Origin of the sequence: Dactylosporangium sp. CA-052675 (assembly GCF_050947935.1) — a bacterium.
Lineage (GTDB): Bacteria > Actinomycetota > Actinomycetes > Mycobacteriales > Micromonosporaceae > Dactylosporangium.
This window is the reverse complement of sequence record NZ_CP192010.1, coordinates 214,847-241,119: the sequence shown is the minus strand read 5'-3', so window position 1 is coordinate 241,119 and position 26,273 is coordinate 214,847. Positions and strand designations below refer to the sequence as shown.

The window sequence follows — 26,273 nt, the reverse complement described above, 5'->3', positions numbered from 1 at the left end:
GACCTACGCCGGGGAGTCGGTGCCCGCGCCGCTCGCGGCGATCGCGGCATCGACGGTGTCGTACAGCTGGAAGACGCGGTCCAGGGCGGTGATGCGGAAAATCTTCAGCAGCCGCTCGTGTGCGCAGACCAGCCCGAACGACCCGTTGACCGCGCGAAGCCGCTTGAGCGCGCCGACGAGCACGCCGAGCCCGGTCGAGTCGAGGAACTCCACCCGGCCCAGGTCGACCACTACGTGCCGGGCGCCCTGCTCCACGAGCTCGACGAGCTTCTCGCGCAGGCGAGGGGCGGTGTAGACGTCCACCTCACCGCCGACTTCGAGCACCTTGTGGTCGCCGGAGTCGTACGTCGACAACGACAGCTCCATGCGGACCTCCTCCTCTGGCGGCCAGAATGTGCGAGCCCTCCACGGGCATCTAACCATCGACGCCCCCGCCGGGCGACGCTCCACCCCCATTCCCATATCCGCCCGGCGTGTACCGTGATTCACCGTTCGAACAGGTGTTTTAGAGTGCTGACGTGCTGCTCCACACCGAAACGCTCCCGCGCCGCACCGGCACCGTCGTCCCGTGGCCCGACTGGGTGCCGCCGGATCTCCGGGCGGCCTTCGGCTTCGAGCCCTGGCGGCACCAGGCGGAGGCGGCCACCGCGGCGTGGGAGGGCACCCACACGGTGGTCGCGACCGGCACCGGGTCCGGCAAGTCGCTGGCCTACCAGCTGCCCGCGCTCGCCCGGCTGCTCACGGATCCGCGGGCCACGGTGCTGTACGTCGCCCCGACCAAGGCCCTCGCCGCCGACCAGCTCCGCTCGCTGACCGAGCTCGGTGTTCCCGGCCTCTACCCGGCCACCTACGACGGCGACACCTCCCGCGAGGAGCGCGACTGGGTCCGCCAGCACGCGCGGGTGGTCCTCACCAACCCCGACATGCTCCATCACGGCATCCTTCCCGGCCACGGGGCCTGGTCGCGGTTCCTGCGCGGGCTCGCCTACGTGGTGATCGACGAGTGCCACGCGTACCGCGGCGTCTTCGGCTCCCACGTCGCGCACGTCCTGCGCCGCCTGCGCCGCGTGGCGGCCCGCTACCGCAGCGCCCCGGTATTCGTCCTGGCCTCGGCGACCTCGGGCGATCCCGCCGCGTCGGCGCTGCGCCTCACCGGGGTCCACTGCGAGCCCTTCGTCGACGACGCCTCCCCGCGCGGCGAGATCACCTTCCGCCTCTGGGAGCCGCCGCTGCTGACCGACGACGGCCCCCGCCGCTCGTCACTGAGCGAGACGGCTGCTCTGCTCGCCGACTCCGTGGCCCGGGGCACCCCCACCCTGGCGTTCGTGCGCTCCCGCAAGGGCGCCGAGCTCGTCGCCACCATGGCCCGGCACAACCTCGACCTCGCCGTCCCCGGCCTGGGCGCGCGGGTCGCCGCCTACCGCTCCGGCTACCTCCGCGAGGACCGCCGCGCCCTCGAACGCGACCTCCTCGACGGGCGGCTCCTGGGCCTGGCCTCCACGAACGCCCTGGAGCTCGGCGTCGACCTGACCGGCCTCGACGCGGTGCTCATGTGCGGCTACCCCGGCACGATGGCGTCGCTGTGGCAGCAGGCCGGCCGCGCCGGAAGAGCGGGAAGAGCCGCCAGCTGTACTCTCATCGCCCGCGACGATCCCCTGGACACCTACCTCGTCCATCACCCCGAGGCCCTCTTCGGCCGCCCGGTCGAGGCGACGGTCTTCGACCCGGCCAACCCGCACGTCCTGGCCCCGCAGCTCTGCTGCGCCGCCGCGGACATCCCCCTGACCGAGGCCGACGTCGACCTGTTCGGCCCGACCACCCGCGACCTCCTCGACGCCCTGGTCGCCGCCGGCATGCTGCGCAAGCGCCCCTCCGGCTGGTACTGGACCGAGCGCGACCGCCCCGACGTCGACCTCCGCGGCGCGGGCGGCGGCCCCGTCGCCGTCGTCGAGTCGTCCACGGGCCGCCTGCTCGGCACCGTGGACACCGGCTCGGCCCACCAGCAGGTGCACGACGGCGCCGTGTACCTCCACCGCGGCGCCACCTACGTCGTCGACAAGCTCGACCTCGCCGACAACTGCGCCCTCGTCCACGCGGAGGACCCGGACTGGAGCACCCACCCGCGCGACGTGACCTCGATGGTGATCCTGTCCGTGCGCTCGACCCGGACCGCGGGACCCGTCACCCTGTCGCTGGGCGAGGTCGAGGTGACCAACCAGGTGGTGAGCTACCAGCGCCGCAAGCTCGTGTCGGGCGAGGTGATCGACACCGTGCAGCTCGACCTGCCGGAGCGAGTCCTGCGTACCGTCGCCGTCTGGTGGACCATCGACCCCGACGCCCTGGACGACGCCGGAATCCCGGACGTGGAGTGGCCGGGCGCCCTGCACGCCGCAGAGCACGCGGCGATCGGCCTGCTGCCACTGATCGCGACGTGCGATCGATGGGACATCGGCGGACTGTCGACCGCGGCCCACGCGGACACCGGCCTGCCCACGATCTTCGTGTACGACGGCCACCCCGGCGGCGCCGGCTTCGCCGAACGAGCCTTCGAAACGGCCGCGACCTGGCTACGAGCGACCCACGACGCGATCCGAGCATGCCGCTGCGAACACGGCTGCCCGTCGTGCGTGCAGTCCCCGAAGTGCGGCAACGGCAACAACCCTTTGAACAAACCCGAGGCCGCGCGCCTGCTGTCCCTGGTCCTGCACCACATCTGACGGCACCCAGCCGCGCACGACCGCGACGAGCACCGCACAACCACGAGCCATGCGCGAGCACCGCACCACCACGGGCCATGCGCGAGCACCGCACAACCACGGGCCATGCGCGAGCACCGCACAACCACGGGCCATGCGCGAGCCGCAACCGCGAGCAACGCACGGCCGCCGCGAGCAGCGCGGGACCGCCGCGAGCAGCGCGGGACCGCCGCGAGCCGCGCACGACCACCGCGAGCCGCGCACGGCCACCCGCGAGCCGCGCACGGCCACCGCAAGCAGCGCACGGCCACCCGCGAGCCGCGCACGACCACCGCGAGCAGCGTGAGCTGGTGCGCCCGGTCGCGGCCCGCGACGAACCGGCTGCCCACCGGTGGGCCGATGGACAGGCCACGATCGCGCGTCGATGGAGCCCGGATTCGCCAGTCCGGGCCCCTCGCCCAGTTCAACGTTCGCTCAAACGCACCCCCCGCTCTCCCGACTCTCCCGGCCCGTCATGCCGGTCCCTCGCGAGTGCCACTCCGCCCGCGCCCCGACGGAATCACCCACGGACCTTGGCCGTCCTCGCCCTGAGCAGCGCTTTCCTCACCCTCCTCCTGGAAGTCCCCCGCCGGCCCCGCCCGCGCCCTGGCCTTGACCACGATCCCGCTCCGAACGCGTACCTCCACCGTCACCGTGACGATCGGCCCACCGACCTCACATTCCGCGAGCCGCCCTCCGTTCGCCGCCGCAATCCGCTCGGCCGCCGCACAGGCCGCCCCCTTCCCATGCAGAACCGTCAAGGCCCCGGCCAGCGCCGCGAAGTCGGCCACGTTCTGCGCCCGGTGCCGAGCCACGACGACTCCGCCCCCGGCCAAGATCCCGAAGGCCAGCGCCACCAACGCCAGCCCGACCCCGAGACAGATCAGCGACGCCGACCCTCGCTCCCGCGCCCCTCGCTCCGAACCGCTGTTCACGGCCCGGCGGCGGCGCGCGGCTCGACCATCGCCGCCGCCGTCTGCTCGACGAAGAACCCGGCGAAGATCGGGCTGTTCACCTTCCGCCGTACGGTCACCCGCACCACATCCCCGTCATGCACAACGGCGACGACCTCCGTCCTCGAGCCCAGATCCGGCACCTTCTCCCCCCGAGCCACGGCCCGAGCCGCCATCCCGGCGCTGTCGATCACCGAGATCTTGTTGGTCAGCACCGTGAGCGAGACGACCCCGGTCATCAGGAGCAGCAGAATGACGGGGATCGTCATCGCCACCTCGAGCGCGGCCGACCCGCGCTCGCGATGTCCCCGATGACTGGCCGCCGCCGCACGTCTTCGCCGATGCCGCGCACTCCTGCCCGCCTCCGACGACGGCGACGACGGCAACGACGACGACGGCGACGGCGACGGCAGCGACGACGGCGACGGCGACGGCTCCGGGATGGCCTCGACCGGAAGCGTGACCGGCGTGACGGGTGCGAAGAACCCGCGCCACGGCGGAACGGCCGCCCTCCCCCGGGCCGTCACGCCGGGTCCTTCATGATCAGCTCGGTGAGGTGGGCCCGCATCGCGTCGGAGTGGGCGATGCCGAGAAGCACCCCGACGATGATGATCCCGACGACGACCAACGCCGCGTACTCGATGGAGATCGCCCCGTCGTCCCGCCGAAGCAGGGCCAGGAAACGATCTTTTGTCACGTGCATGTCTCTCCTTCAGGAAGTTGGGACTTCTGGTTGTGTCGCTGCAAGCGCGGCGAGGCAGCCCAAGCAGCGCGGCGGGCAAAGCAGCGCGGCAGCCCGGCGGGCAAGCTGCCCGGCAGCCCAAACAGCGCGGCGGGCAAGCAGCCCAAACAGCGCGGCGGGCAAGCTGCCCGGCAGCCCGGCGGGCAAGCTGCCCGGCAGCCCAAACAGCGCGGCGGGCAAGCAGCCCGGCGGGAACGGCACACTCACAGCGCGCCCAATACGCCATGGACGAACGCGGCGAGGAGGGGCACGATCCCGACGAGCACGAACGCGGGCACGAAGCACATCGCCACCGGCAGGACCGCGAACACCCCCACCCGCCGCACCGAGGCGCCCGCGGCCGCCGCCCGGGCCACCCGCAGGTCGGAGGCCTGCCGGTCGAGCGTCCGCGTGAGCGCGAGCCCGTGCTCCGCACTCCGGGTCGCGGCCCGAGCGAACCGCTCCCCGCCCGGCAGATCGGCCAGCTGCCCCCAGGCCTTCCCGGGCGACGCCCCGAGCCGTAGCGCCCGCCCGGCCCGGACGAGCCGCTCGCCGACCGGACCGCCGAGCGCTTCCCCGACCGCGAGCGCGGCGCGGTCGGGCGGCGCGCCGGCCCGCAGCGCGGCCGCGAGCAGATCCGCCGCGAAGGGCAGATCGGACCGGGCGGTGGCTCGGTCCCGCCGCACATGAGCCGGCTCCGCGCGGCTGAGCATCACGAAGCACCCCGCGGCAACGACCGACCCGACGACCATCGCGCCGACGACCCCGGCGCCTGCGCCGACGGCCAGCGCCACCGCCGCTCCGGCCGCCAACGCGGCCGGCCAGCGCATCCAGCCCCTCACGACCTCACCTCCACCCGGTCCACCCGGCCACCGACCAGGACGCCGATCCCGAGACCGCCGCCCGGCACGCGCGGCCCCATGAGCCGGCAGCCGAACGACACGGACACCCGCGAGCCGAGCGGAAACCGCCAGCAGATCCAGACCTCCATCAGCGGACCTCCGCCGTCGCCGCGCGGACCATCCGGCTCGTCCACAGCAGGCCCAGCCACTGCAGCCCGACCGCGGTCACCGCGCACGCGGCGCCCAGACGCGTGTGCAGGAGGTGCCGGACCGGGTCGACGCCGACCGACGCGCCCACCCAGAGGCCGAGCACCGGCAACGGGAGCAGTACCGCGGTCGAGGTCTGGGCCCCGGCCAGCTGTGCGGCCATGTCGGCCCGCAGGGCCTGCCCGGAGCGCAGGTCGGCCTCGACGCGTTCGAGCAGTTCGGCGAGCGGGACGCCGAGGCTCTCGCTGAGCCGGTACGCGGCCCGGAGCCGAGCCCGGGCCACCTCCACCGCGGGCCGGTCCGAGCGCACCGGAACACCGGGCGCAGGGGAGTCCGCGATCGGGGCGCCCGCCGAGGGAGCCGGGTGCGCGAGCAGAGCGTTCAGGTTCGAGCCGTCGGCCAGGGCTCCCGCCCGCAGGCCCTCCGCCGTCGCGTCCACGGCGTCGAGCAGGCCCGTCACGAGTCGCTCACCATCCCGCCGCAGCAGGTGGCGGCGCACGGCGAGGAGGGCCATCAGGGAGTACACCCCGATGAGCCCCGCCGCGACCGGCCCCTCGAACACGAGTGCCCCGCCCGCGCCCACCAGCGGCACCGCCGAGCACACGCGGGCCGGCCGCCGCAGCAGCAGCCGCTCCAGGCGGAGCAACGCGCCGGGGCGGTGCCGCGCCTCCCGGCTCACGCGCGCCAGACGAGCGGACGGGCTGCGGGCGCGCAGCCAGTAGGCGACCCACCCCAGCACCAGCAGAGCCCCGGCCGCCAGGGCCAGGTCGATGGCGGTCACGACCAGCCGTCCTCGGGTGTGTACTTCCAGCGCCCCTCCGCCTTCGGCGGCTCCACACCCCGAGCGGCCAGCATCTCGGCGAGGTCGGCAGCGCCCGGCCCCGGCCCGGACCCGCGCCGCCAAGCGGTGATCACGACCGCGGTGTGGCGGTCCGGGTGCCGCGCGAGCACGCAGATCTCGGTGAGCTCGCGACGGCCCGTGGCGGTGCGGTGCAGGTGCACGACGATCCGCAGCGCGGAGACGACCATCGCGTGCAGTGCCGCCCGCGGCACGCCCCCGAGCAGCCCCAGCGCCTCCAGCCGGGCCGGCACGTCGGCGGGCGAGTTGGCGTGCAGCGTGGCCGCGCCGCCCTCGTGCCCGGTGTTCAGGGCGCCGAGCAGGTCGATGATCTCCGCGCCGCGGCACTCGCCGACGATGAGCCGGTCGGGGCGCATCCGCAGGGCCTGGCGCACCAGGTCGCGCAGGGTCACCTGGCCGGCGCCCTCGACGTTGGCGACCCGGGCCTGCAGCGCGACCACGTGCGGGTGGGCCGGGCGCAGCTCCGCGGCGTCCTCGACGATCACGACGCGCTCGCCGAAGGGGACGATCGACAGCAGCGAGGCGAGCACCGTGGTCTTGCCGGTGCCGGTGCCACCGGTCACGAGATACGGCAGCCGGGCCGCCACCACCGCCCGCAGCAGCCCCGCCGCGCCCGGGTCGAGCGTGCCGCAGCGCTCCAGCTCGTCGAGGGTGAACGCGCGCCGGCGGAAGGTACGCAGCGACAGGTACGGCCCGCGCAGCGCCACCGGCGGCAGGACCGCGTGCATGCGGGTCCCGTCGGGCAGGCGCACGTCCACGAACGGGCTCGCGTCGTCCAGCCGCCGGCCGGCGTTGGAGGCGAGGCGCTGGGCGAGCTTGCGAACGTAGGCCTCGTCGCCCATCGACCCGGCCACGCGCCGCAGGCCGCCCTCGCCGCGGTCGACCCAGATCTCGCCGCCGTTGACGAGCACGTCCGTCACGCTCGGGTCGGCCAGCAGCGTCGCGAGCGGGCCGGTGCCGGCCATCTCGTCGGCGAGCCGTCCGGCGATGGCGGGCAGGGCCGGGGGCGTCGCGAGGCGCGGGGCCGGGCCGGTCTTCACGCCGGTCTTCACGCCGCCGCTCCCGCCTCGGGGCTGACCGGTCCGAGGCCGACGCCGCCGAGGATGTGGCGGCAGAGCGCGACGAGCGAGCCGCGGCGGTCGTGCGCCGGGCCACCGCCGCGCTCGAGGCGGCCGGGCAGTTCGCGCTCCGAGTGCAGGGCACCAGCGACGGGCAGCCGCAGCACGTCGCCGATCTGGCGGGGCCGTACCTGTCCCGGGTCCCGCACGACGACCTGGACGGCGTCGGTGTGGGGGGCGAGGGTCGCGGCGACCCGCGCGGCCGCCATGCAGGCCCGCATCTCGGCCGGCACGACGAGCAGCACCAGGTCGGCGGCCCGCAGCGCCAGGGTCGCGGCGTCGTCGAGGCGCCGGGGCAGGTCGGCCACCACGAGGTCGTGGCCGCGGCCGCCGGCGTCGAGCGCGCTGGCCATGGCCGCGGGCGGGAGCCCGCCGGCGGTGTCCGGGTCGCGGCCGCAGGACAGCAGCGCCACGCCCTCGCGGCTGGGCAGGGCGGCGAGCAGGCCGGCGGGGTCGGTGTCGTCGTCGAGTGCGGGCCAGCGCAGGCCCTTGAGCTTCTCCCAGCCGAGCGCGAGGTCGGCGCCGCCGCCGAGCGGGTCCGCGTCCACGAGCAGGGTCCTCAGTCCGGCCCGACCGGCGGTGAGCGCAAGCCCGGCGGCGAGGACGGTCGCGCCGGCGCCGCCCCGGCCGCCGATGCACGCCAGCACCCGCCCGCGGACGGCGGTGGCGACGCGGCGGAGCTCGCGCAGGAGATACGACTCCCCGTCCGGGAGCGTCACGATCCGCTCGGCGCCGAGGTATTCGGCGAGGCCCGCGACCCGTTCCAGCCCACGGCTCCGGGTCAGCAGCATCACCCCCGCGCGCTCGGGCAGCCCGGCGCGCACGAGCGCGGGAGCGGCCTCGTCGCCGACGAGCACGAGCGGTGCGGAGCGATATCGGCGCCGGGCGACATCGGGGCCGGGCGCCACGTCGAGCTCGAGCGCGTGCCGGTTGGCGAGGTCGACGAGCTGGTCGAGCAGCGCGGGGTCATCGGAGACGAGCAGTGGTCGGTGCACGGAGGGCTCCACGGTCGTGAGCGGTACGGCTGACTGCGCTCACCCTGGACTCCTCGGGCCGTCGCCCGCTCGGCGCCGGGGCCGGATCTGTGGATAACCGGCCGCTTGTGGACAACGCCGCCCGGCGCTGTGGATCTGCTATGAGAATGCCCACAAATCCGGACATGATGGACGTGGTCTCGTGCGGGTACCGAATCAAAAACACGAAACCGTGAACGCTCAACAAAGCACTGGCCGTCAATACGGGCTAACCGCCGCGAATGTCCGCAGCCGCCGCCCAAAAGGCCATGTGGCCGAAAACCGGCAACTCGCGCGAAGCACGAAAGCGCCTGAGAAGGGGACGACCCCCGCCGGGGGGTGACGGGGGTCGCCGGGGGTTCGGCTCCGGGGGGGTCGAGCCGAACCCGCTCAGCGGTTACGGGGGGTGCAACCGCCGAGGGTCAATAACGGGGCTCCGCCATGATGACGTGAAACCTCGTCGCAAACATAAGCATGCCTGAGTCAACCGCCATACGTCGAGTAGGACCGGCCCGCAACACGCCCAGGACACCAATCAATATTTCACTGGGGGGTAACTCAGGCGTGATCGCGCGCGACCGAGCGTGATCCAGTCGGTCTTCGGACCCGCTTTGGACAAGTCCGGACACCGCGGACGGCCTCGCGACGCTACACTTGCCCGCCGTGGGGCGTAGCGCCGCGTTTTTCGATCTGGACAAAACGGTGATCGCCAAGTCGAGTGCCTTGGCCTTCGGTCGACCGTTCTATCGCGACGGGCTGATCAGCCGCCGCGATGTCATCAAAGGCGCCTACGCACAACTGATTTTCCGCGTCGGCGGCGGCTCCGACGAACAGACCATGGCTCGCACCAGGGACTATCTCGCGGCGCTGGTCAAAGGCTGGCGCGCCGAGCAGGTCCGCCAGATCGTGCGGGAAACACTCGATGAGTTGATCAATCCGTATATCTACGCCGAGGCCGCGCTGTTGATCGAGGAACACCGCGCCGCGGGCCGCGACGTGGTGCTCGTGTCCACCTCCGGGGACGAGATGGTCCGGCCGATCGGCGAGCAGCTCGGCATCACCGACATCATTGCCACGCGCATGAACGTCGGCGAGGACGGCTGCTACACCGGCGAGATCGACTTCTACGCCGCGGGCCCGAACAAGGTCGTCGCGGTCAAGGAGCTCGCCACCGAGCGCGACTACAACCTGGCGTCCTGCTACGCCTACTCCGACTCGGTCACCGACGCCGGGCTGCTGAGCCTGGTCGGGCACCCCACCGCGGTCAACCCCGACCGGGGGCTGCGCCGGATCGCGGTCGAGCGCGGCTGGCCGATGCTCGACTTCCGTCACCCGATCCCGCTGAGCCGGCGCCTGCGCGAGCGGCCCGCCGTGCCGGTCGCGGCGGCCGCGATCGGGCTGGGCGCGGTCGTGGCGATCGCGCTGGCGCTGTACAACAAGCATCGCAGAACCCGGGCCGCCCAACTGGCCGCGGCGCCGACCTCCTGAGCCCAGCCCGCCCAAGACAGCAAAGCGTGGCCGCGGCGCCCGCCTCCCGAGCCCCACCAGTCACATTCTCACGCGCGGGGGTTCCGATCGGGGCTCACGCGGCGTAGAACAGGAAGTGCGAGGTCAAGACCTCGTGCACGGCCGCCGGGCACCCACGAGCGATCAGCCACGGTAGGCGCGTTGCAGCGGATCCGCGAGGACCGCTGCCAACGAACTCAAGGTGCACGCATGGTAACCCGGTAGGACGTGTGTGGCGGCGCCTCCCAAACCGAGGCGCCGTCCACTGTGTCCGGGGAAAACGGGGCACACGAGATCGCGAGGGCGATCTAGGCTGTCGCAGCCATACCCCCCACTCCACCCCGGAGGCAACCCCCCATGAACGCTGCTCTTGGTGAGATCAGCGCGGGCCAGGAGCTGGCCTACATCGGCCTGCTCTGCGTCAGCGGCCTCATCTGCATCGCCATCGGCGCGATCGGCTTCGGCCTCAGGTCGACCGGCCAGCGCGTGCTCAACGTCGTGATCGGCGTGGCCTTCATCGGCTACGGGCTGTACCTGCTCGTCGGCGACCCCGAGTCGGTCTTCGTCTTCTGGTACGTGTTCATCGTGCCGATCGCGCTGATCATCAACGTGGTCAAGGCGGCCCGGGCCCGCAGCAACTGAGTGCCGGGAGGCCGCGGGGAACCCCCTACCCTGCGGCCTTCTCGCACACGTCGAGCAGCTCCTCCGCGGCGCGCTCGGTCGCCGCCGAGAAATGGCGCAGCCACGATCGGATGCCATCAGGTGTACCGGTGGCAAACGCATTGGCCGACCCGACGTACTCGGGTTCGCGGCTGCGGTGGCCCACATCCATCGCGAGCAGTCCCCGCGGGTCCAGCCCGCCCGCCACCAGGGTCAGCCGGGCCGCGGCCCGGGCGACGACCCCGTTGGGCCCGGCGAAGGCCTTGAGCGCCAGCAGTTCCCCATGTACCACCGCCGCCTGCAACAGCACCGGCGCGCCCGTGCCCCCGGCGACCAGCGCGGCCAGCGCGTCCAGGCGCGGCACGACATTCGGGTCGGCCGGCCGGCCCAGCTCACCGGCGCTCACCACGTCCCGCGCGACGAGCGTGTGCAGCTTGGCCAGCACCTGCCGCGGCGCCTTCGTCCACGTCCCCGACAGCCCGTCCAGCGCGGCCGTGGCCCGCAGCGCGCCCTGCACGACGGGGTCGGTGACCACGCCCGCACGGACGCCCTCCAGATCGAAGCCGTGCGTGTCGAGCGCGGCGCTGGCGACGGAGGTGCGCAGGGCGATCTCGGCCGCGACCGGCCCGCCCGAGCGGCGCAGTGCCCGATGGCGCATGGCGGCGTCGACCGCCGCGCGGGCCTGATCGAGCGCGGGGCGGACGTCGGCGAGATCCAGCAGCGGGGCGAGGGGGTCGGACGGCACCCGTTGACGGTACAGTCCCGCTACTGTGAACAAAGTTTAGAGAAGAGGCGCCTTCTTTTCTGTCACACCCCCCAACTAGCCTCAGTGCGAGAGCTGGACCACCTCGAGGAGCCATCTGCGATGAGCGAGACCTTGGAAAACCTTCTCAACGAGACACGGCAGTTCCCGCCCCCTGCCGAGTTCGCCGCCGCCGCCAACCTCACCGAAGGCGCCTACGCCGAGGCCCGGGCGGACCGTCTCGCGTTCTGGGAGCAGCAGGCACACCGGCTGAGCTGGGCCAAGGAGTGGGACCAGGTGCTGGACTGGTCCAATCCGCCGTTCGCGAAGTGGTTCGTGGGCGGGCAGCTCAACGTGGCCTACAACTGCCTCGACCGCCACATCGAGGCCGGCCGCGGCGACAAGGTCGCCATCCACTTCGAGGGCGAGCCGGGTGACACCCGCACGATCACCTACTCCGACCTGCACCGCTCGGTCTGCCAGGCCGCCAACGCGCTCACCGACCTCGGCGTCGGGGCCGGCGACCGGGTCGCGATCTACCTGCCGATGATCCCCGAGGCCGCGGTCGCGATGCTCGCCTGCGCGCGCATCGGCGCCACGCACTCGGTCGTCTTCGGCGGCTTCTCGGCCGACTCGCTCAGCGGCCGCATCAACGACGCCAGCGCCAAGCTGGTCATCACCGCCGACGGCGGCTTCCGCCGCGGCAAGCCCAGCGGTCTCAAGAGCATCGTCGACGAGGCCGTCGTCAACACGCCGAGCGTCGAGAAGGTCGTCGTGGTCCGGCGCACCGGCCAGGACGTCGAGTGGGACGCCGAGCGCGACCTGTGGTGGCACGAGACGGTGGAGACCGCCTCCCCCGAGCACACCGCGCAGCCGTTCGACGCCGAGCACCCGCTCTTCATCCTCTACACCTCGGGCACCACGGCCAAGCCCAAGGGCATCCTGCACACGTCGGGCGGCTACCTCACCCAGGCGAGCTTCACGCACCACGCCGTGTTCGACCTCAAGCCCGACAGCGATGTCTACTGGTGCACCGCCGACATCGGCTGGGTCACCGGGCACAGCTACATCGTCTACGGGCCGCTGTCCAACGGCGCCACCCAGGTCATGTACGAGGGCACGCCCGACACCCCGCACCGCGGCCGGTTCTGGGAGATCGTGCAGAAGTACGGCGTGACGATCCTCTACACCGCGCCCACCGCGATCCGCACGTTCATGAAGTGGGGCGACGACATCCCCAAGCAGTTCGACCTGTCGTCGCTGCGCCTGCTGGGCTCGGTCGGGGAGCCGATCAACCCCGAGGCCTGGATGTGGTATCGCGAGAACATCGGCGGTGACCGCTGCCCGATCGTGGACACGTGGTGGCAGACCGAGACCGGCGCCATCATGATCTCCCCGCTGCCCGGCGTGACGGCGGCCAAGCCCGGCTCGGCCATGCGGCCCCTGCCCGGCATCTCCGCCGACGTGGTCGACGACCAGGCCAACTCGGTGCCCAACGGCGGCGGCGGTTACCTCGTGCTCCGCGAGCCGTGGCCCTCGATGCTCCGCACGATCTGGGGCGACGACGAGCGGTTCAAGGAGACCTACTGGTCGCGCTTCGACGGCATGTACTTCGCCGGCGACGGCGCCAAGAAGGACAACGACGGCGACCTGTGGCTGCTCGGCCGGGTCGACGACGTCATGCTCGTCTCGGGCCACAACATCTCCACCACCGAGGTCGAGTCGGCGCTGGTGAGCCACCCGAAGGTGGCCGAGGCGGCGGTCGTGGGCGCGACCGACCCGACCACGGGCCAGGCGATCGTCGCGTTCACCATCCCGCGCGGCGGCGTCGAGACCGAGGGCGAGGCGGGCGAGGCCCTGATCCAGGAGCTGCGCAACCACGTCGCGAAGACCCTCGGCCCGATCGCGAAGCCCCGCCAGATCATGCTCGTCGCGGAGCTGCCGAAGACCCGCTCGGGCAAGATCATGCGCCGCCTGCTGCGCGACGTTGCCGAGAACCGCAGCCTCGGCGACGTGACCACGCTGCAGGACTCGACCGTCATGGACCTCATCGCGTCGGGCATGCAGTCCGGCAAGAGCGAGGACTGACGCTCACGCGGTGACACGGCCGCCGGATTCGGGATGCACGACGCCCCCGAATCCGGCGGCCGCCGCGTCTACGCCCCACCGAACGAACCGGGCACGAGCCCGCCGACGCCGACGCACCCGAGCGCTGCCCGAAACCGGAGCCGGGCAACCGTCCACGTTCTCGCCGCCTGCGCGCAGCGCCCCGCGAGAACCCAGGCGACGCCACGCACAGGAGGCAGCGCCGCGCACAGCAGGCAGCGCCATGCGCAGGACGCGACGCCGCGGCGCCGTGCACGGGAGGCAGCGCGACGCACAGGACGTGACGCCGCAGCGCCGCGCGCGGGAGGCGGCGCCGCGCGCGGGAGGCGGCGCCGCGCGCGGGAGGCGGCGCCGCGCGTGGGAGGCGGCGCCGCGCGTGGGAGGCGGCGCCGCGCGTGGGAGGCGGCGCCGACATGCATCGCCCGGCGCCGAGAACGGGCGGCGCGATGCGAGCTCAGCTGATGTCGGATTTATCCGGCGCTAGGAGATATGTCGGGGCGAGCTTTGCCGTCGGTGGGTCCCGCACTCGCGGCGATAGAGGTCGGGTAGGAGTGTGCGCATCCGAGACGTAGGGGTGGGAGTGCGCATCAGGGACCTAAGGCAGGAGTGCGCATCGGGGGACCTAAGGCGGGAGTTCGCATCGGGGACCCCGGGCGGGAGTTCGCATCGGGGACCCCGGGCGGGAGTTCGCATCGGGGACCCCAGGCAGGAGTGCGCATCGGGGACCCCAGGCAGGAGTGCGCATCGGGGACCCCAGGCAGGAGTGCGCATCGAAGACGTAAAGAGGGGCGGCCCCCGGGACCGGGGCCGCCCCTGGAACGCGTAGGTGGAGCTACGCGTAGATCTTCACTGGAGTGTAGGTCTGACGCGGGAAGATCTGGCCGATCTCCGCATCCGTCAGCCCGAAGCGGCCCTGCGCGATGGAGCCGAACACCGAGAACATGTTGTTCATCTCGGGCACGTCGCCGTTCACCAGGGTGTCGAGGCCGTTCCAGGTGCCCAGCAGCTTGCCCGCGAGCTTCTTGCCCGACAGCACGACCACGCCGCCGCCGTGGCCGTGGTCGCTGCCGCCGCCGTTCTCGGCGACGCGCCGGCCGAACTCGCTGGAGACCATCACGGTGACGTTGGCGGAGAGGTCGGCGCCGAGGTCGTCGAAGAACGCCGCCATGCCGGCCGCGAGCTCGCCGAAGTGCTGGGCGAGGTAGCCGCCCCGGGTGCCCTGGTTCTCGTGGGTGTCCCAGCCGCCCATGCCGATCGTGGCGATGCGCACGTTGGCGCCGCCCTTGATGAGCTGGGCGAGCTCCTTGAAGGCGTTGCCGACGCCGGTGTACTTCGCGCTGTTCGCCGGCGTGTAGCCCTCCTGCGCCAGCTTGCTCGCGAGCGTGAGCGCGTCGATGCCGGCCTTGACCGGGGTCGCGATCGGGTGGTCGACGCCCGTGAAGAGCGTCTTGATCGCATCGACGGTCGGCTGCCGGAACTTGCCGTCGCCGTTGACGTTCAGCGACGCGACGCTGTTGAGGGCCAGGGCGCCACCGCCGCCGACGAGCGAGCGGGGCAGCGTCGAGCCGATGCCGACCGCGCGGAATGCGGTACCGGGGCCGAGCTTGTCGGCCAGGTTCGTCAGCCAGCCCATGCCGCCCGTCTCGGCCGGGAGCCCGCCGAGCTGGCAGGTGTCCGTGGCCGCGAAGTGGCTGCGGTCGAGCCGGCGGTCGCTGACGCCGGGGATGAACGCGAGCTGGCCGGCGTCGAGGTACTTCTTCAGCGGCGCGAACGACTCGTTGAGCCCGAATCCGCGGTCGAGCGCGATCGAGGTGCTCTCCGGCAGTGTGAAGCTCGGCCGGACCCGGTTCAGGGTGGCGTCGTTCATCGGCGCGAAGAGCGAGAGCGCGTCGGCCCCGCCGTAGAGGAACACGTGGATGAGCGTGCCCGTCGGCGTGGCCGCGAACGAGGCCTGCGTGGTGAGGAACTGGCTCGTCGCCAGGGCCGTGGTGGTGGCCGCGGCACCGACGAAGAACCGGCGGCGGGTGACGCCCCGGCCGTCCTCCTGCTCGTCCTCCTGGCGGGACAGCTCGAGGTACCGGTCACGGATGCTCTTCTGCTCTTCCTTCACCACCTCGGCCTCGGCCCGCAGGGCGGCCTCGAAGCGGTTGGGACCGAGCCGCAGCAGGTCCGGGACCTCCGGGTGGAGCAACTTCTTCCGCACTGGCTTCTCCATGGTGTGCCGCCTACCGGAGGTGGTGGTGGGGAGTGGCGAAGATCGCGCGCACGACCGCCGCGATGCCGCCGTTGAACGTGGCGTCCACCGGGGTGGAGGCGGTCATCGTCGGGCTCACGATGTGCAGGATCGCGGTCTTGCGGTCGTTGTCGAGCGTCACGTTGATCAGCTTCTTGGTGAGCGCGTCGAGGTATGCGCCAGCGGTGCCCGGCGGGTTGGCGATGAGCGCCTCGGGCTTGGTCCACGTGAACTGGCGCCGGCCGCCGGTGATCGCGGTGTACGCGTCGTTCCACTGGTTGACCATGGTGCCGGCCGAGGTCCAGGCGACGTACACGTCGGCGTACCCGTTCGGCGTGGGCAGCTCCATCGGCGCGTGGCCGAACTCCTCGAGCTTGCGCATGATGTCGCCGAGGCCCTGGACCATCGGGCTCATGTTCGTGTTGTTCGAGGTGAAGCCGGCCGGGGCGTCCGCGCCGATCTCGAGCGCCCGGTAGGTGGCGGTCAGGTACTCGCCCGGCCGGCGCACCTTCTGCCCGACGGACTCCCAGAACTCCGTGCGCGACAGCATGGTCATCAGTACCGCCGACATGTTGCTCTTCTTGTCGAGGTACGTCTTGGCCATCGCGTCGACGAGGGTCTTCGGCGGGACGTCGGACACGAATCGCGTCGCGAGGTTCTGCGCCATGTACTGCGCCGTGTTCGGGTGCAGCGCGATGTACCGGAAGTACGCCTCCTGCACCGCCTCGCCCGCCTTGGCGTCGCCGTTCGGGTGCGTGAAGCCCATGATCTTCACGGGGCCGACGTAGTGCTGCTCGGGCCGGTACACGTACTGGTTGTCCCGGACCGAGCGCCCGGTCTGCAGCATGGCGGCCTGGCGCACGTCGGTCTCGTTGTAGCCGTTGAACGCCCCGACGGTGTACAGCTCAAGGTTCTCGCGGGCCAGGTTCTCGTTGACCTGGTCCTTGGTCGACTGCTGCTGGTCGAGGTAGATCAGCAGCGCCGGGTGCTTGTTCGCGGCGACGAACATGTCGACGTAGTTGCCGAGCGCGTACTTGCGGATCACATCGCGGTCGAAGGACGCGCGGGTCAGCTCGTTACCGTCGTGGAAGGCCGCGACGTGCAGGAAGTCCTGGAAGAAGTCGACCATCATCTCGAAGAGCTGGCGGTCGCTGAAGAGCTGCTTGGCGATCGCGTACCGGACGTTCTGGTCATCCGCGTGGATGCCCTTCTTGTCCAGGTCCTCGCGCTGGGCTTTGAGCTGGTCGTACGACATCGCGTAGGTGACGAGCTCGGCGTCGGCCTTCTGCTCGCCCCGGGTCAGCGGGATCGTCTCGGGCTTGAGCTGCTTGTCGATCCAGCCGTTGATGCCCAGCTTGTTGATGTCGCTGATGACCTTCGCGTTCGGCCCGAACGTGAGCCGGCTGGCCAGGTGGCGGACCGGGTCCTTCTTCGGCAGCACGGTGTTCGCCTTGACCACGGCGGCCTTGGCGGCGTCGCCCGGGGTGCCGAACGAGGCGCCGGACGTGGGCGTGTTCTTGCGGATGCCCAGGCCCGCCTCGCCGTTCATGAGGCTCTGGTTCTGGTCGACGTACGCCGGGATGGTGTTGTCCACCGGGGCGTCGGCCGCGGCCGGGTCGGTGCCCGGGTGCGCGCCCTTGCCGAAGAACTGCGTCACCGCGTACGCGCCGCCGCCGATCAGCGCGGCCGCGCCGCCGCCGATCGCGATCATCGCGGAGCGCCGGCGCCAGTTCGACGGCTCGTCGTCGTAGTCGGCCTCGTCGTCGATGTCCGGCAGGGCCTCGCGGCCGCGGGGCATCGCGTTCGGGTCGTAGAAGTGCGGCCCGGAGCCGCCGCGGTCGGCGGGCATGGAGCCGTGCCCGCGCGGCCCGGCGGAGCGGGGGTCGCCGTAGCCCGGCCGGCCGTAGCGACCGGTCTGGTCCTCGTAGCCCGACTCGTAGTACGAGTCGCCGGCGTACGGGTCGTAACGCTCGTTCATCTACCGGTCCCGATCAGACGAATGGGGGCGCGCATTTGTCGATCGGAAGGTAGTGGCTGCTCAGATGCCGTACAACCCGTGCATGAAGCGCGCTGACCAGGACTTAAGACAAGCGCGGTGACCCAAGGTCACCAGCACTGTGACAATAACCTTGAACACGCTCTTGAGCTGCTGAAACACTTGTAACAACGGGGCGGATGAGGAACGGTTTACACAGGTACATTTAAGGTGTCGTTGCAACTCGTCAAACGCCGGCGCGATGTCCGATTCGGTCCGATTCGTCCATGCGAATGTGTCGGTACTCCGCCCCGGCACACGTCGGCCCGTGGGCGATCGACATACGCCGTTCGTCGAGGTCGAGCACGAGCGCGAACAGCGATTCGGTCCGGTCCGCCGCGGCGGCGTCCGGCTCGTCGTGGCGGCAGATGGACTGCGGGAACCCGCCGTGGTCGCGCAGCACCGCCTTGATCCGGTCCTCGTCGATGAGCCCGTCCCCGAGCAGGCGGCGCGCCCGGGCCGAGCGGAAGAACGAGGAGCTGCCGATGTACTTGAGCGTGTCGACGGCGCTCAGCGCGCTCTCGAAGTGGTTCGCGTGCGTGATCACGCCGTCGGACGGGTGCACGAATCCCACGTCGCCGGGGGCCACCTCGACGTCGATCGCCTCGCCCGGCGTGTCCCCGGCGAAGGCCTGGCCCATGAGCAGGTTGATGCTCGCGCCGCGCGGGACGGCGCACACGGCCCTGAGCGCGGCGCCCAGGTGCGGGGCGTCGAGGGCCGCGCGGAGCAGGACGTGGTACGGCACGCCGCCGTCGCGCCGGTCGTGCTCGGAGCCGAGCATGTTGACGCAGACGCCGAGCCCGGCATCGTTGAGTCCGGCCTTGGCGAGCATGCCGGCCTCGGTGAGCGCGAGCACGCGGCGGCCGAGTTCGTCGGTCGTGTCGAGCAGCAGCGCGTAGGGGCGCTGGTCGGGGTGCCAGTCCCAGTTCTGCGCGAGCAGCGTGTGCCCGCTGGCGGTGCGCTGGCCGAGCACGGCGATCGCGGTGCACTCGCTCGGCTCGGCGCCGGGGTTGGCGCTGTACATCAGCTCCGTGCGGCCGTTGAGGGCGTAGATCTCGTCGACATCCACCCGGGCACCCTCGGCCACGCCGTCGAGCATCTCGGCCACGCGCGGCGCGTGACGGTGGGCCGCGTCGCGAAACAGCGCTCCGTAACCGCGGGCCTGCTCGACGTCGATGCCGACCGCGGCGAAGCGGCCCAGATAGTTCGCGGTGTTCGCGGCGATGGCGTGCGCGGCGACCGAACCGTACGTGATGCCGCACTTGCGGGGAGTGCCGATGGCGGAAATCAACGGCAACGGCGGGTACATGGGCTGAACGCTAGCCGGTCGCCTGGCGTGATTTCGACCGGCTTGGCCCTACGCTGAGCGGCATGAACACTCCGGTGGACGACACGTGCGTCATGATCGACGGGCCGTGGTCGCACCGATTCGTGAGCGCCAACGGCAACCGATTCCACGTGGTGGAGGCCGGCACCGGTCCGCTGGTGCTGTTCCTGCACGGGTTCCCGGAGTTCTGGTACGCCTGGCACAACCAGCTCCCGGCCCTCGCCGACGCCGGCTTCCGCGCGGTCGCCGTCGACCTGCGCGGCTACGGGGCGAGCGACAAGCCGCCGCGCGGTTACGACGGGTACACGATGGCCGGCGACGTCGCCGGGCTCATCCGCGCCCTCGGTGAGCGCAGCGCGATCCTGGTCGGCTCGGGCTACGGCGGGATGATCGGCTGGGCCACCGCCGCGTTCCACCCGAAGATGGTCCGCCGCCTGGTCGTCCTGGGCGCCGCCCACCCGCTGCGGCTGCGCGCCGGGCTCGCGACCGACCCGCGGGGCCAACTGGCCGCGGCCAAGCCGGTGCTGCGCTTCCAGGTGCCCCGCTTCGAGCACGTCCTGACGCGCCGCGACGCCGCGCTGGTCGGTGACTACCTGCGCCGGTGGGGTTCGCCGGAGTGGACCGCCCGGGAGTCGTACCGCGAGTACGAGGCCTGCTGCCGCTCCGCGATGCAGATCCCGCAGGCGGCGTTCTGCGCCCTGGAGACCTATCGCTGGGCGGTCCGCTCGGCGCTGCGGCTGCAGGGCTACCGCTTCGTGAAGCTCCTGCAGCAGCCGATCACGGCCCCGACCCTCCAGCTGCACGGCGCTCTGGACCCGGCGGTGCTGCCGCGCACGGCCCAGGGATCCGGCCGATACGTGCTGGCCGAGTACGAGTGGCGGCTCCTGCCGAACGCCGCGCACTTCCCGCACCTCGAGCAGCCCGACCTCGTCACGGGCGAGATCATCCGCTGGGCCAAGGCCGGCTGAGCGCTGGTTTTTTGTTCTTGCCCCGCGGACCTGGCTAGGGCGGTCCCTCCGGCCGAAGGCCCTCGGATCGCCCTATTGTCTGGCGGGAGTGCCCTGTGGGGTCAAGGGGTTTGGGTGAGGAGTTTCTGTAGGGCGTTGTGTTGGTCGGGGTTGTATGGGGTGCCGGTGGTCCAGAGTTTCCAGATGATGGTGAGCCAGGCGCGGGCGAGGATTCTGACGGCGTGTGGGTGGCGGTGGCCGCGGGCTCTGGCCTGGGCGTAAAGATCGGCAGCCCAGGGGTTGGCGTGGCGGGAGTCGGCGGCGAAGTCGCAGACCGCGCCGCGGAGTTGTTTGTTCACCGACCAGCGGAACGCCACCATCCTGACCTGTCCGGACTGCCGGGTGGAGGGGGTCACCCCGGCCAGGCCGGCCAGGGCCGCGGGGGTGGGGTGCCGGCCGCGGGCGTCGCCGATCTCGGCCAGGAGCCGGGCGGCGCGGACCGTCCCGGCCCGGGGCAGGGACGTGAAGATCGCCCCGTCCGGGTGCTCGGCGAGGGCCTGCGCGATCTGGGTTTCGAGGGCGTTGATCTGTTCGATGAGGCCGGTCGCCGCGGTCAGGTAGGCGGTGGTGACCCCCGCGAGGGCGGTCCCGGCCGGGCCGGTCACTCCCGTGGGTGCGTCCTGCAGCCGGGCTAGGAGCACCTCGGGCGGCCGTTTCCGGTAACGCTGCCCGGCCAGCCACCCGGTGAGCTCCTCGACCGTGAGCGCATCGACGGCGTCCTGGGTCGGGAACGCGGTCAGGAACGCCCGGCTGATCGGCGACGTCAGCTCGCAGAACAACCCCACCACCCCCGGCAGCACCGTCAGCAGATGCGCCCGCAGCTGGTTCACCAGGGCGACCCGGTGCTGCACCAGGTCAGCCCGGGCCCGGACCAGGGTCCGCAGACTCGTCGTCGCCGCCGTGTCCGGCCGCAGCGGGGTCAGCCGGCGCCGGTCGGTGCGGACCACATCGGCGAGCATGTAGGCGTCGAACCGGTCGTCCTTGTTCCCCGCCGACCCGTACCGGCCCCGCAACGACTTCACCCGCGACGGCGGCATCACGAACACCTCGAGACCGGCCGCGAGGAGCCCCACGACGAGGGGACCGTCCGAACGTTCGATCCCGACCCCGGCCACGCCGTGGCGACGCAGCACCCCGACGGCCTTGCCGATCCCGGCCTTCGTATGCGCCACGACCAGACGCTCGAGAGGCTCCCCAGCCGCATCGATGACGCAGATCGCGTGCGAGTCTTGCGCCCAGTCGATCCCGGCGAACCGTGCATCCGTCACACTCAAAGCTGCTCCTGCCGCTGCTCAATCCAGTGGGAGGCGCACCTGGTGGTTCGGGACATCACTGCCGGACGCTCATTGACGGGCGCTCTACGGCGCAGTAGCCCTGTTGCCAGTCGGGATGTCCCGGACCGCCAGACCCCGCAAACACTCCCGCAAGCCCTCAACCGGGGCAGCAACGGATGGCAGTGATCCAACGGCCAGGTGCCGCCCAGCCCCCACAGGACCGGGCAGCACCAGTTCTACCAATGAGCAACGGTCCGCCGCCGACGCGGCCCGAGCCATGGTTATACGCGGTATTCGCGCAGGTCACTGACCTCGGCGCGCGGGGCCCAGCCCTGGTACACGCCGTAGTCGAACTCCTCGAGGCCGAGCTCGGCGGCGACCGGGGCGCGGCCGCCGGTGTACTCGACGCGGAACCAGCCCTCGTGCTCGCCCAGGACGATGAACGGCTGGTCGCGCCAGAAGCAGGTCGTTCGGACGTAGACGAGTTCGTCGACGTCGTGGCGCGCGACGATGCGCCGGTAGCGGCCCGGACGGACCTCCTCGAAGCCGTCGCTCGGGTCGGGGCGGTAGAGCCGGACGTCGTCGCCGTCGGGGCTGGCCTCGTACTCGGCGCCGTGCCACCGCGCCGCGTAACCGTCTCGGATCACGGCGTCGCCTTCCGCCAGGCCGGCCCGTCGGCGTCGAGGCGGGCGATGAGGTCCTGCCGGCCGTCGCGGCGCAGGCGCCACAGCTCGGCGTTGTGCGGCAGGCGCGCGCTGTCGACCTTGAACTCGGCGATGACGTCGCCGGTCTCGCTCGGGGCGAAGCCGTTGCCGCGGAACGGCGGGCGCTCGATGACCCAGCCCTCCATCGCGCGCATGGCCTCGGGCGATGACCCGCCGTAGGGGATGCGGTACAGGTCGCCGCGGTAGGCGATCCAGCGCAGGACGTAGGCCTCCTCGGCGTCGGGCTTGAACGACGACCCGGCGTAACCGAGGCCCAGCGCGTTGTAGAGCTGCTCGGGCGTCTCGAGGTGGCCGACCTCGCCGGCGCGGTGCACGAAGCCCGAGACGCGGTCGTAGTTGCGCTCGAGGTAGTACGAGAGCTGCTCGGGCGAGATCGGCTTCTGCATGACCTGCTCGAGGCCGGAGCCGGGCGGCTCGTAAGCGGGGCGCTTCTCCGGCTGCGGCTCCGGCTTGGCCGCCGCGGCCACGGGCTGCTCGTCCGGGTCGTCGACGCCGAGGCCCATCTCGGTCGCCCAGCTCGCGAGCTGGATGACCTCGGTGCCGGGCAGGACGGCGCCGGAGGGCGACTCCGGGTTGATCGCGAACGCCAGCTGGTCGCCGGGCGGCCAGTGCCGGATCAGGCGCGTGAACTTGATCCAGCTGCCCCGCGCGTCCTCGCCGAGCCGCTCGGTCATGCGCTCCTGCGACGTGAACACGACGAGGTGCGGCAGGCCGTTCATGTGCTCGGTACGCCACTTCGCCGGCTCCACGGGCCCGTCGCCGGTCCAGAACGGGATCAGCACCTTGGCCAGCAGCAGCGTGGACAGGAAGCGGTCCGTGCTGTTGGCCTGGACGGCCTCGAACAGGTCCTTCTCGACCGTGTTCGCCGGGTGGAAGTCGGCGGCGGGCACCTTCGGCCGCTCCGGCTCAGGTTCCGGCTCAGGTTCCGCCAGGGGCGCGGGCGCCGGGGTCACGACCTCGGCGTCCACGATCTCGTCGTGCAGCCGCACCGGGGCGTCGTCGACGATCTCGGGCTCGACCACGGACTCCGGCGGCTGCGGGGCCTCCTCCTGGTACGCCCACGAGAAGCCGCCGTCCTGACCCGCCTCGCCGCCGGCCTGGTACCCCGGCCCCGTGCTCGGCAGCGCGTCCTCCATCACGGGCCGGAACCCGCTGGCGGACCCGGCCTCGCTCGGCGGGGCGGTGCTCGGGTCGTCGAGCGTCGGCAGGTCCTGGACCACGGACTGCTGGAAGTCGGGGCGCTCGGCCTCGCCGTCCTCGAAGAAGGAGCGGAGCTCGGGCGAAGGCTCGGCCGCGACGGGCGCGGACTCGGCGTCGCGGGCGGGGCCGGGCAGGAAGAACGAGCCGGTGTTCTCCTTCTCGAACCCGCTCGGCTCGCCCGCCGCCGGCCGCGTGTCCGTCCAGGTCGACTCCGGGCGCGGGGCCGGGGTGGAATCGATCGTCGGAGGCTGCTCGGCGAGCGACGGTAGGCCGGAGGCGAACGACGCCTGGGACGGCTCGCTCTCGGGCTCGGAGCGCAGGTCGGCGAGCGCGGCGTACGGGTCGCGAATCGGCGGGTCGTCCGCCCGGGACTCGCCGAACGCGTTGAACGGCCGCGGCTCCGCCACGTCCTCGAAGAACGGGCGCTGCTCGTCCTCGCGGGCCGGCTGGTCCCCGAAGAAGCTCCGCTGCGGTTCGGCGGCCGGCGGCTGGACCTCGGCCCGCCCGCTGAAGAACGTCCCCGGGGCCTCCTCGACGGCCGGCTCGGCCGGCGGCAGGGTGCCCCAGGCGGAGAACGGCTGCTCGACGGGCTGACTGTTCGCCCACGCGCTGTCCGCCCAGGAGGTCTGGCCGCTTTCGGGGCGAGCCGGCTCGGCGGGCGGCTGTTGCGGGTGCGAGGACGGCTGTTGTGGGTGCGAGGACGGCTGTTGCGGGTGGGCGGGGGGCTCGAACAGGCTCCGGCCGCCGCCCGCGTCGGGCCCGCTGGCGAAGAACGGGTGCTCGTCGAGGTCGGCCGCGCGACCGAAGCCGACGCTGCGCGCTCCCGAGGACGTGTCACCGAACGACTCGGACGGCGTCTCGTCGGCCCCGGGGCTCTCGATGTCGAGGCGGCTGAAGCCGGGCCGGTCGAACACCGGGCGGTCGAACGGCAGCGGCGCGGACGGGTCCGGTTCGGGCGCGGGGGCGGCGGACGCCGCCTGCGACCACGACTGGCCGCCGTTCGGGGGCTCGGCGGGCTGGAAGGCCTCGCCACCGCCGCGGGCGTCGAGTCCGGGCCGGCCGGGGCGGACGTCGGCGGAGCCGGTCCACCCGGACCGGATCGGCTGCGTCGCCTCGCTGGGCGCGGCGGGCTCGGCGGGCGGGTAGGGCGCCGGCTCGGCGGGGACCGGCCGGGGCGGCAGCGGGTCGCCGGACCGATAGGAACCGGAGCGGTACGAACCGGAGTCCCCGGCACCGGGCCGCGGCGGCAGGACCTCGCCCGAAAGCGGCCGGGAGGGCAGCGGCTCGCCCGGGACGGGCCGGGACGGCAAGGGCTCGCTTTGGACCGGGCGAGGCGGCAAGGGCTCGGCCTGGAGGGGGCGGGACGGCAAGGGCTCGCCCGGGAGCGGGCGGGACGGCAAGGGCTCGCCCGGGAGCGGGCGGGGCGGCAGCGGCTCGCCCGGGCGCGGGCCGGTGCCCGAGGCCGAGCCCGGGCGCTGCGGCAGCGTGCCACCGGGGCGGAACGTCGGCTGCGAGTCCGCCTCCGGCCGCGAGGTCTGCGGCTGCCGAGTCGGCAGCGGCGGCCCCGACGTCAGCGGAAGGTCCGGCGGCGGCTGCCACGCGGCCGGAATGACCGGGTCCGCGTGCTCGGTGTAGATCTCGCCGAGGCTGCGGGCGGGCTCGCGGCGCGGCCAGTACCGGCGCGGATCCCCGCCCTCGTCGCCGCTCCCGACCGGGCGCTGCGGGAGTCCGGAGTCTCCCGCGGGCCGCTGCGGCAGCCCGGAGTCCCCGATGGGGCGCTGGGGCAGCCCGGAGTCCCCGATGGGGCGCTGGGGCAGCCCGGAGTCGCCGACCGGGCGCTGGGGCAGGCCGGGATCGGCCGCGGGGCGCATGGGCGGGCCGGGGTCGCTGAGCGCGCGGGAGGGGCGGCCGGTCGGGCGCCCGGGCAGGCCGGACGGCGGGCGCTCGGCGGGCGGGCCCGAGGCGGGACGCTCGACGCCCGAGAACAGCTCGCGCTCGCCGGGCATGTCCAGCGACTTGCGGTCGGAGTCGTCGAAGAGCCCGCGCGGCGCCGCGCCCGGGAACGACGCGCGGCCGCGGACCGACCCGGCGCCCGAGGTGGGCGCGGGCGAGATCGGGCCGTTGTCGACGAGGGGCGGAGGTGCGGCGGGGGGCGGAGGCGCGGCGGGGGGCGGAGGCGCGGGGCGAGCGGGCGCGGCCGGCGGGGGCGTGAAGGACCGGCCCGCGGAGCGCTCGAAGTTGATCGGACGATCCGCCCGGGTGGGCAGGAACGCCCCGGGCGGCGCCACATCCGGCATCGGTACCTCACGCCGGGGCGGCGCGGGCGGGACCGGGGGCACCGGGGGGTGCTCCGCCTTCATGCGCTGGCGCTCGATCGGCGTCGGCGCGGGCTGGTTGGGCAGCGGCCGGACGGGCACCTGCGCGGTCGCGCGGGTCCGCTGCGATGCCTGCTCCATGCGCGCCCGCGCCCCGAGGGTGCGCCCGGGCAGCCGGACATCGCCGCGGCTGATCTGGGTCACGAACCACGACGGCAGGTAGCCCTCGATGGGCAGCCCCGGATTGACCGCGAGCCACCACTCGACGTTCGGCCAGATCCCCGCGAGATCGCGGAACGGGACCCGCCGGTGCGTGCCGGGGTGCCCCGCGAGGCACTCCTGCAGCGCGGACGGCGAGGTGAAGGCGAGCACGTGCGTGCGGCCCTCGGTGGTCCAGGTGCCCCACCCGCCGTCGCTGCCGGGCGAGCTGTCGGGCGCGATCGGCAGCAGGACGTCGGTGCGCGCCAGGATGCGGAAATACTGCTCCTGGTCGTTTGCGCGCAGCGCGTCACGCATGGCGACCTCGGCCTCGGTGGCCGGCTCCCACTCGCTCAACGGCCACCCCCTCTTCGGGCTCGGAAACCGCCGCGTCGCGAAACCTAACCTATATGGCCACGGCAATTCGAGGGGTACGACGCGGGCAAGCGCTTCGGCCAGCATAGCGATCGAAGGCCGGGGGCTCACAGGGCTGTCTC

Annotated in this window: 21 protein-coding genes; 5 read left to right on the top strand and 16 right to left on the bottom strand. The window is 72.7% G+C overall.

Translation table 11 applies throughout. The annotated features are described in order from the left end of the window. Window positions 1-3 precede the first annotated feature (3 nt). Window positions 4-366, bottom strand: coding sequence for an STAS domain-containing protein (locus tag ACQP1P_RS01110; RefSeq protein WP_433082223.1), 363 nt, complete (start codon window positions 364-366; stop codon window positions 4-6). Between the two features lie 152 nt (window positions 367-518). Here ACQP1P_RS01110 and ACQP1P_RS01105 point away from each other — a divergent pair, with 152 nt between their 5' ends. Next, window positions 519-2,717: a DEAD/DEAH box helicase gene (locus tag ACQP1P_RS01105; RefSeq protein ID WP_433082221.1), complete on the top strand. Its 2,199-nt coding sequence runs from the start codon at window positions 519-521 to the stop codon at window positions 2,715-2,717. Between the two features lie 491 nt (window positions 2,718-3,208). Here the strand turns inward: ACQP1P_RS01105 and ACQP1P_RS01100 are convergent, their stop codons facing one another. The 8 genes from ACQP1P_RS01100 to ssd form a co-directional block, all read right to left on the bottom strand. Next, window positions 3,209-3,592, bottom strand: coding sequence for an Rv3654c family TadE-like protein (locus tag ACQP1P_RS01100; RefSeq protein WP_433082219.1), 384 nt, complete (start codon window positions 3,590-3,592; stop codon window positions 3,209-3,211). A gap of 74 nt (window positions 3,593-3,666) precedes the next feature. Next, window positions 3,667-3,957 carry a TadE family type IV pilus minor pilin gene (locus tag ACQP1P_RS01095; protein ID WP_433082217.1) on the bottom strand — a complete coding sequence of 97 codons (291 nt, stop codon included), beginning with the start codon at window positions 3,955-3,957 and terminating at the stop codon, window positions 3,667-3,669. 254 nt (window positions 3,958-4,211) lie between these two features. After that, window positions 4,212-4,385, bottom strand: a complete 174-nt coding sequence (locus tag ACQP1P_RS01090; RefSeq protein ID WP_433082215.1) for a DUF4244 domain-containing protein — start codon at window positions 4,383-4,385, stop codon at window positions 4,212-4,214. Window positions 4,386-4,633: 248 nt separating this feature from the next. Continuing rightward, window positions 4,634-5,251, bottom strand: a complete 618-nt coding sequence (locus ACQP1P_RS01085) for a type II secretion system F family protein (RefSeq protein WP_433082213.1) — start codon at window positions 5,249-5,251, stop codon at window positions 4,634-4,636. Then, entirely contained in the window at window positions 5,248-5,400 is a 153-nt protein-coding gene (locus tag ACQP1P_RS01080) for a hypothetical protein (RefSeq protein ID WP_433082211.1), read from the bottom strand. The genes ACQP1P_RS01085 and ACQP1P_RS01080 overlap by 4 nt, the downstream gene beginning before the upstream one ends. Next, the gene (locus ACQP1P_RS01075) at window positions 5,400-6,239 is read right to left on the bottom strand and encodes a hypothetical protein (RefSeq protein WP_433082209.1); all 840 of its coding nucleotides are present in this window, start codon (window positions 6,237-6,239) and stop codon (window positions 5,400-5,402) included. The genes ACQP1P_RS01080 and ACQP1P_RS01075 overlap by 1 nt, the downstream gene beginning before the upstream one ends. Then, window positions 6,236-7,369: a TadA family conjugal transfer-associated ATPase gene (locus tag ACQP1P_RS01070; RefSeq protein WP_433082207.1), complete on the bottom strand. Its 1,134-nt coding sequence runs from the start codon at window positions 7,367-7,369 to the stop codon at window positions 6,236-6,238. Before ACQP1P_RS01070 ends, ACQP1P_RS01075 begins: the two co-directional genes overlap by 4 nt. Continuing rightward, window positions 7,366-8,430 (bottom strand): septum site-determining protein Ssd, encoded by a 1,065-nt coding sequence (ssd, locus tag ACQP1P_RS01065; protein WP_433082205.1) that lies wholly within the window; start codon window positions 8,428-8,430, stop codon window positions 7,366-7,368. Before ssd ends, ACQP1P_RS01070 begins: the two co-directional genes overlap by 4 nt. A gap of 672 nt (window positions 8,431-9,102) precedes the next feature. Between ssd and ACQP1P_RS01060 the strand changes: the two genes are divergently transcribed. Further along, a complete protein-coding gene (locus ACQP1P_RS01060; RefSeq protein ID WP_433082204.1) occupies window positions 9,103-9,936 on the top strand; it encodes an HAD family hydrolase in 834 nt (277 codons plus the stop codon). A 375-nt stretch (window positions 9,937-10,311) separates the two neighbouring features. Continuing rightward, on the top strand, window positions 10,312-10,596 hold the full coding sequence (locus tag ACQP1P_RS01055; protein ID WP_433082202.1) for a hypothetical protein: 285 nt from the start codon (window positions 10,312-10,314) through the stop codon (window positions 10,594-10,596). Between the two features lie 25 nt (window positions 10,597-10,621). Here ACQP1P_RS01055 and ACQP1P_RS01050 read toward each other — a convergent pair whose 3' ends face one another. Then, a complete protein-coding gene (locus tag ACQP1P_RS01050) occupies window positions 10,622-11,359 on the bottom strand; it encodes an oxidoreductase (RefSeq protein ID WP_433082200.1) in 738 nt (245 codons plus the stop codon). A gap of 120 nt (window positions 11,360-11,479) precedes the next feature. Here ACQP1P_RS01050 and acs point away from each other — a divergent pair, with 120 nt between their 5' ends. Further along, on the top strand, window positions 11,480-13,444 hold the full coding sequence (acs, locus tag ACQP1P_RS01045) for an acetate--CoA ligase (protein WP_433082198.1): 1,965 nt from the start codon (window positions 11,480-11,482) through the stop codon (window positions 13,442-13,444). An 850-nt stretch (window positions 13,445-14,294) separates the two neighbouring features. Here the strand turns inward: acs and ACQP1P_RS01040 are convergent. The 3 genes from ACQP1P_RS01040 to ACQP1P_RS01030 all read right to left on the bottom strand — a co-directional run bounded on the left by ACQP1P_RS01040 (window position 14,295) and on the right by ACQP1P_RS01030 (window position 19,039). Then, window positions 14,295-15,665 carry a DUF1501 domain-containing protein gene (locus tag ACQP1P_RS01040; protein ID WP_433082197.1) on the bottom strand — a complete coding sequence of 457 codons (1,371 nt, stop codon included), beginning with the start codon at window positions 15,663-15,665 and terminating at the stop codon, window positions 14,295-14,297. 22 nt (window positions 15,666-15,687) lie between these two features. After that, on the bottom strand, window positions 15,688-17,673 hold the full coding sequence (locus ACQP1P_RS01035; protein WP_433082195.1) for a DUF1800 domain-containing protein: 1,986 nt from the start codon (window positions 17,671-17,673) through the stop codon (window positions 15,688-15,690). Window positions 17,674-17,917: 244 nt separating this feature from the next. Next, a complete protein-coding gene (locus ACQP1P_RS01030) occupies window positions 17,918-19,039 on the bottom strand; it encodes a C45 family autoproteolytic acyltransferase/hydolase (RefSeq protein ID WP_433082193.1) in 1,122 nt (373 codons plus the stop codon). 62 nt (window positions 19,040-19,101) lie between these two features. On the opposite strand from ACQP1P_RS01030, the gene ACQP1P_RS01025 reads away from it, so the two are divergent. Beyond that, entirely contained in the window at window positions 19,102-20,025 is a 924-nt protein-coding gene (locus ACQP1P_RS01025; RefSeq protein ID WP_433082191.1) for an alpha/beta fold hydrolase, read from the top strand. 101 nt (window positions 20,026-20,126) lie between these two features. Here ACQP1P_RS01025 and ACQP1P_RS01020 read toward each other — a convergent pair whose 3' ends face one another. The 3 genes from ACQP1P_RS01020 to ACQP1P_RS01010 all read right to left on the bottom strand — a co-directional run bounded on the left by ACQP1P_RS01020 (window position 20,127) and on the right by ACQP1P_RS01010 (window position 26,133). Continuing rightward, window positions 20,127-21,332 carry an IS110 family transposase gene (locus tag ACQP1P_RS01020; RefSeq protein ID WP_433075281.1) on the bottom strand — a complete coding sequence of 402 codons (1,206 nt, stop codon included), beginning with the start codon at window positions 21,330-21,332 and terminating at the stop codon, window positions 20,127-20,129. 287 nt (window positions 21,333-21,619) lie between these two features. Then, window positions 21,620-21,985 (bottom strand): hypothetical protein, encoded by a 366-nt coding sequence (locus tag ACQP1P_RS01015; protein ID WP_433082189.1) that lies wholly within the window; start codon window positions 21,983-21,985, stop codon window positions 21,620-21,622. Then, the gene (locus ACQP1P_RS01010; RefSeq protein WP_433082187.1) at window positions 21,982-26,133 is read right to left on the bottom strand and encodes an SseB family protein; all 4,152 of its coding nucleotides are present in this window, start codon (window positions 26,131-26,133) and stop codon (window positions 21,982-21,984) included. The genes ACQP1P_RS01015 and ACQP1P_RS01010 overlap by 4 nt, the downstream gene beginning before the upstream one ends. Window positions 26,134-26,273 lie beyond the last annotated feature (140 nt).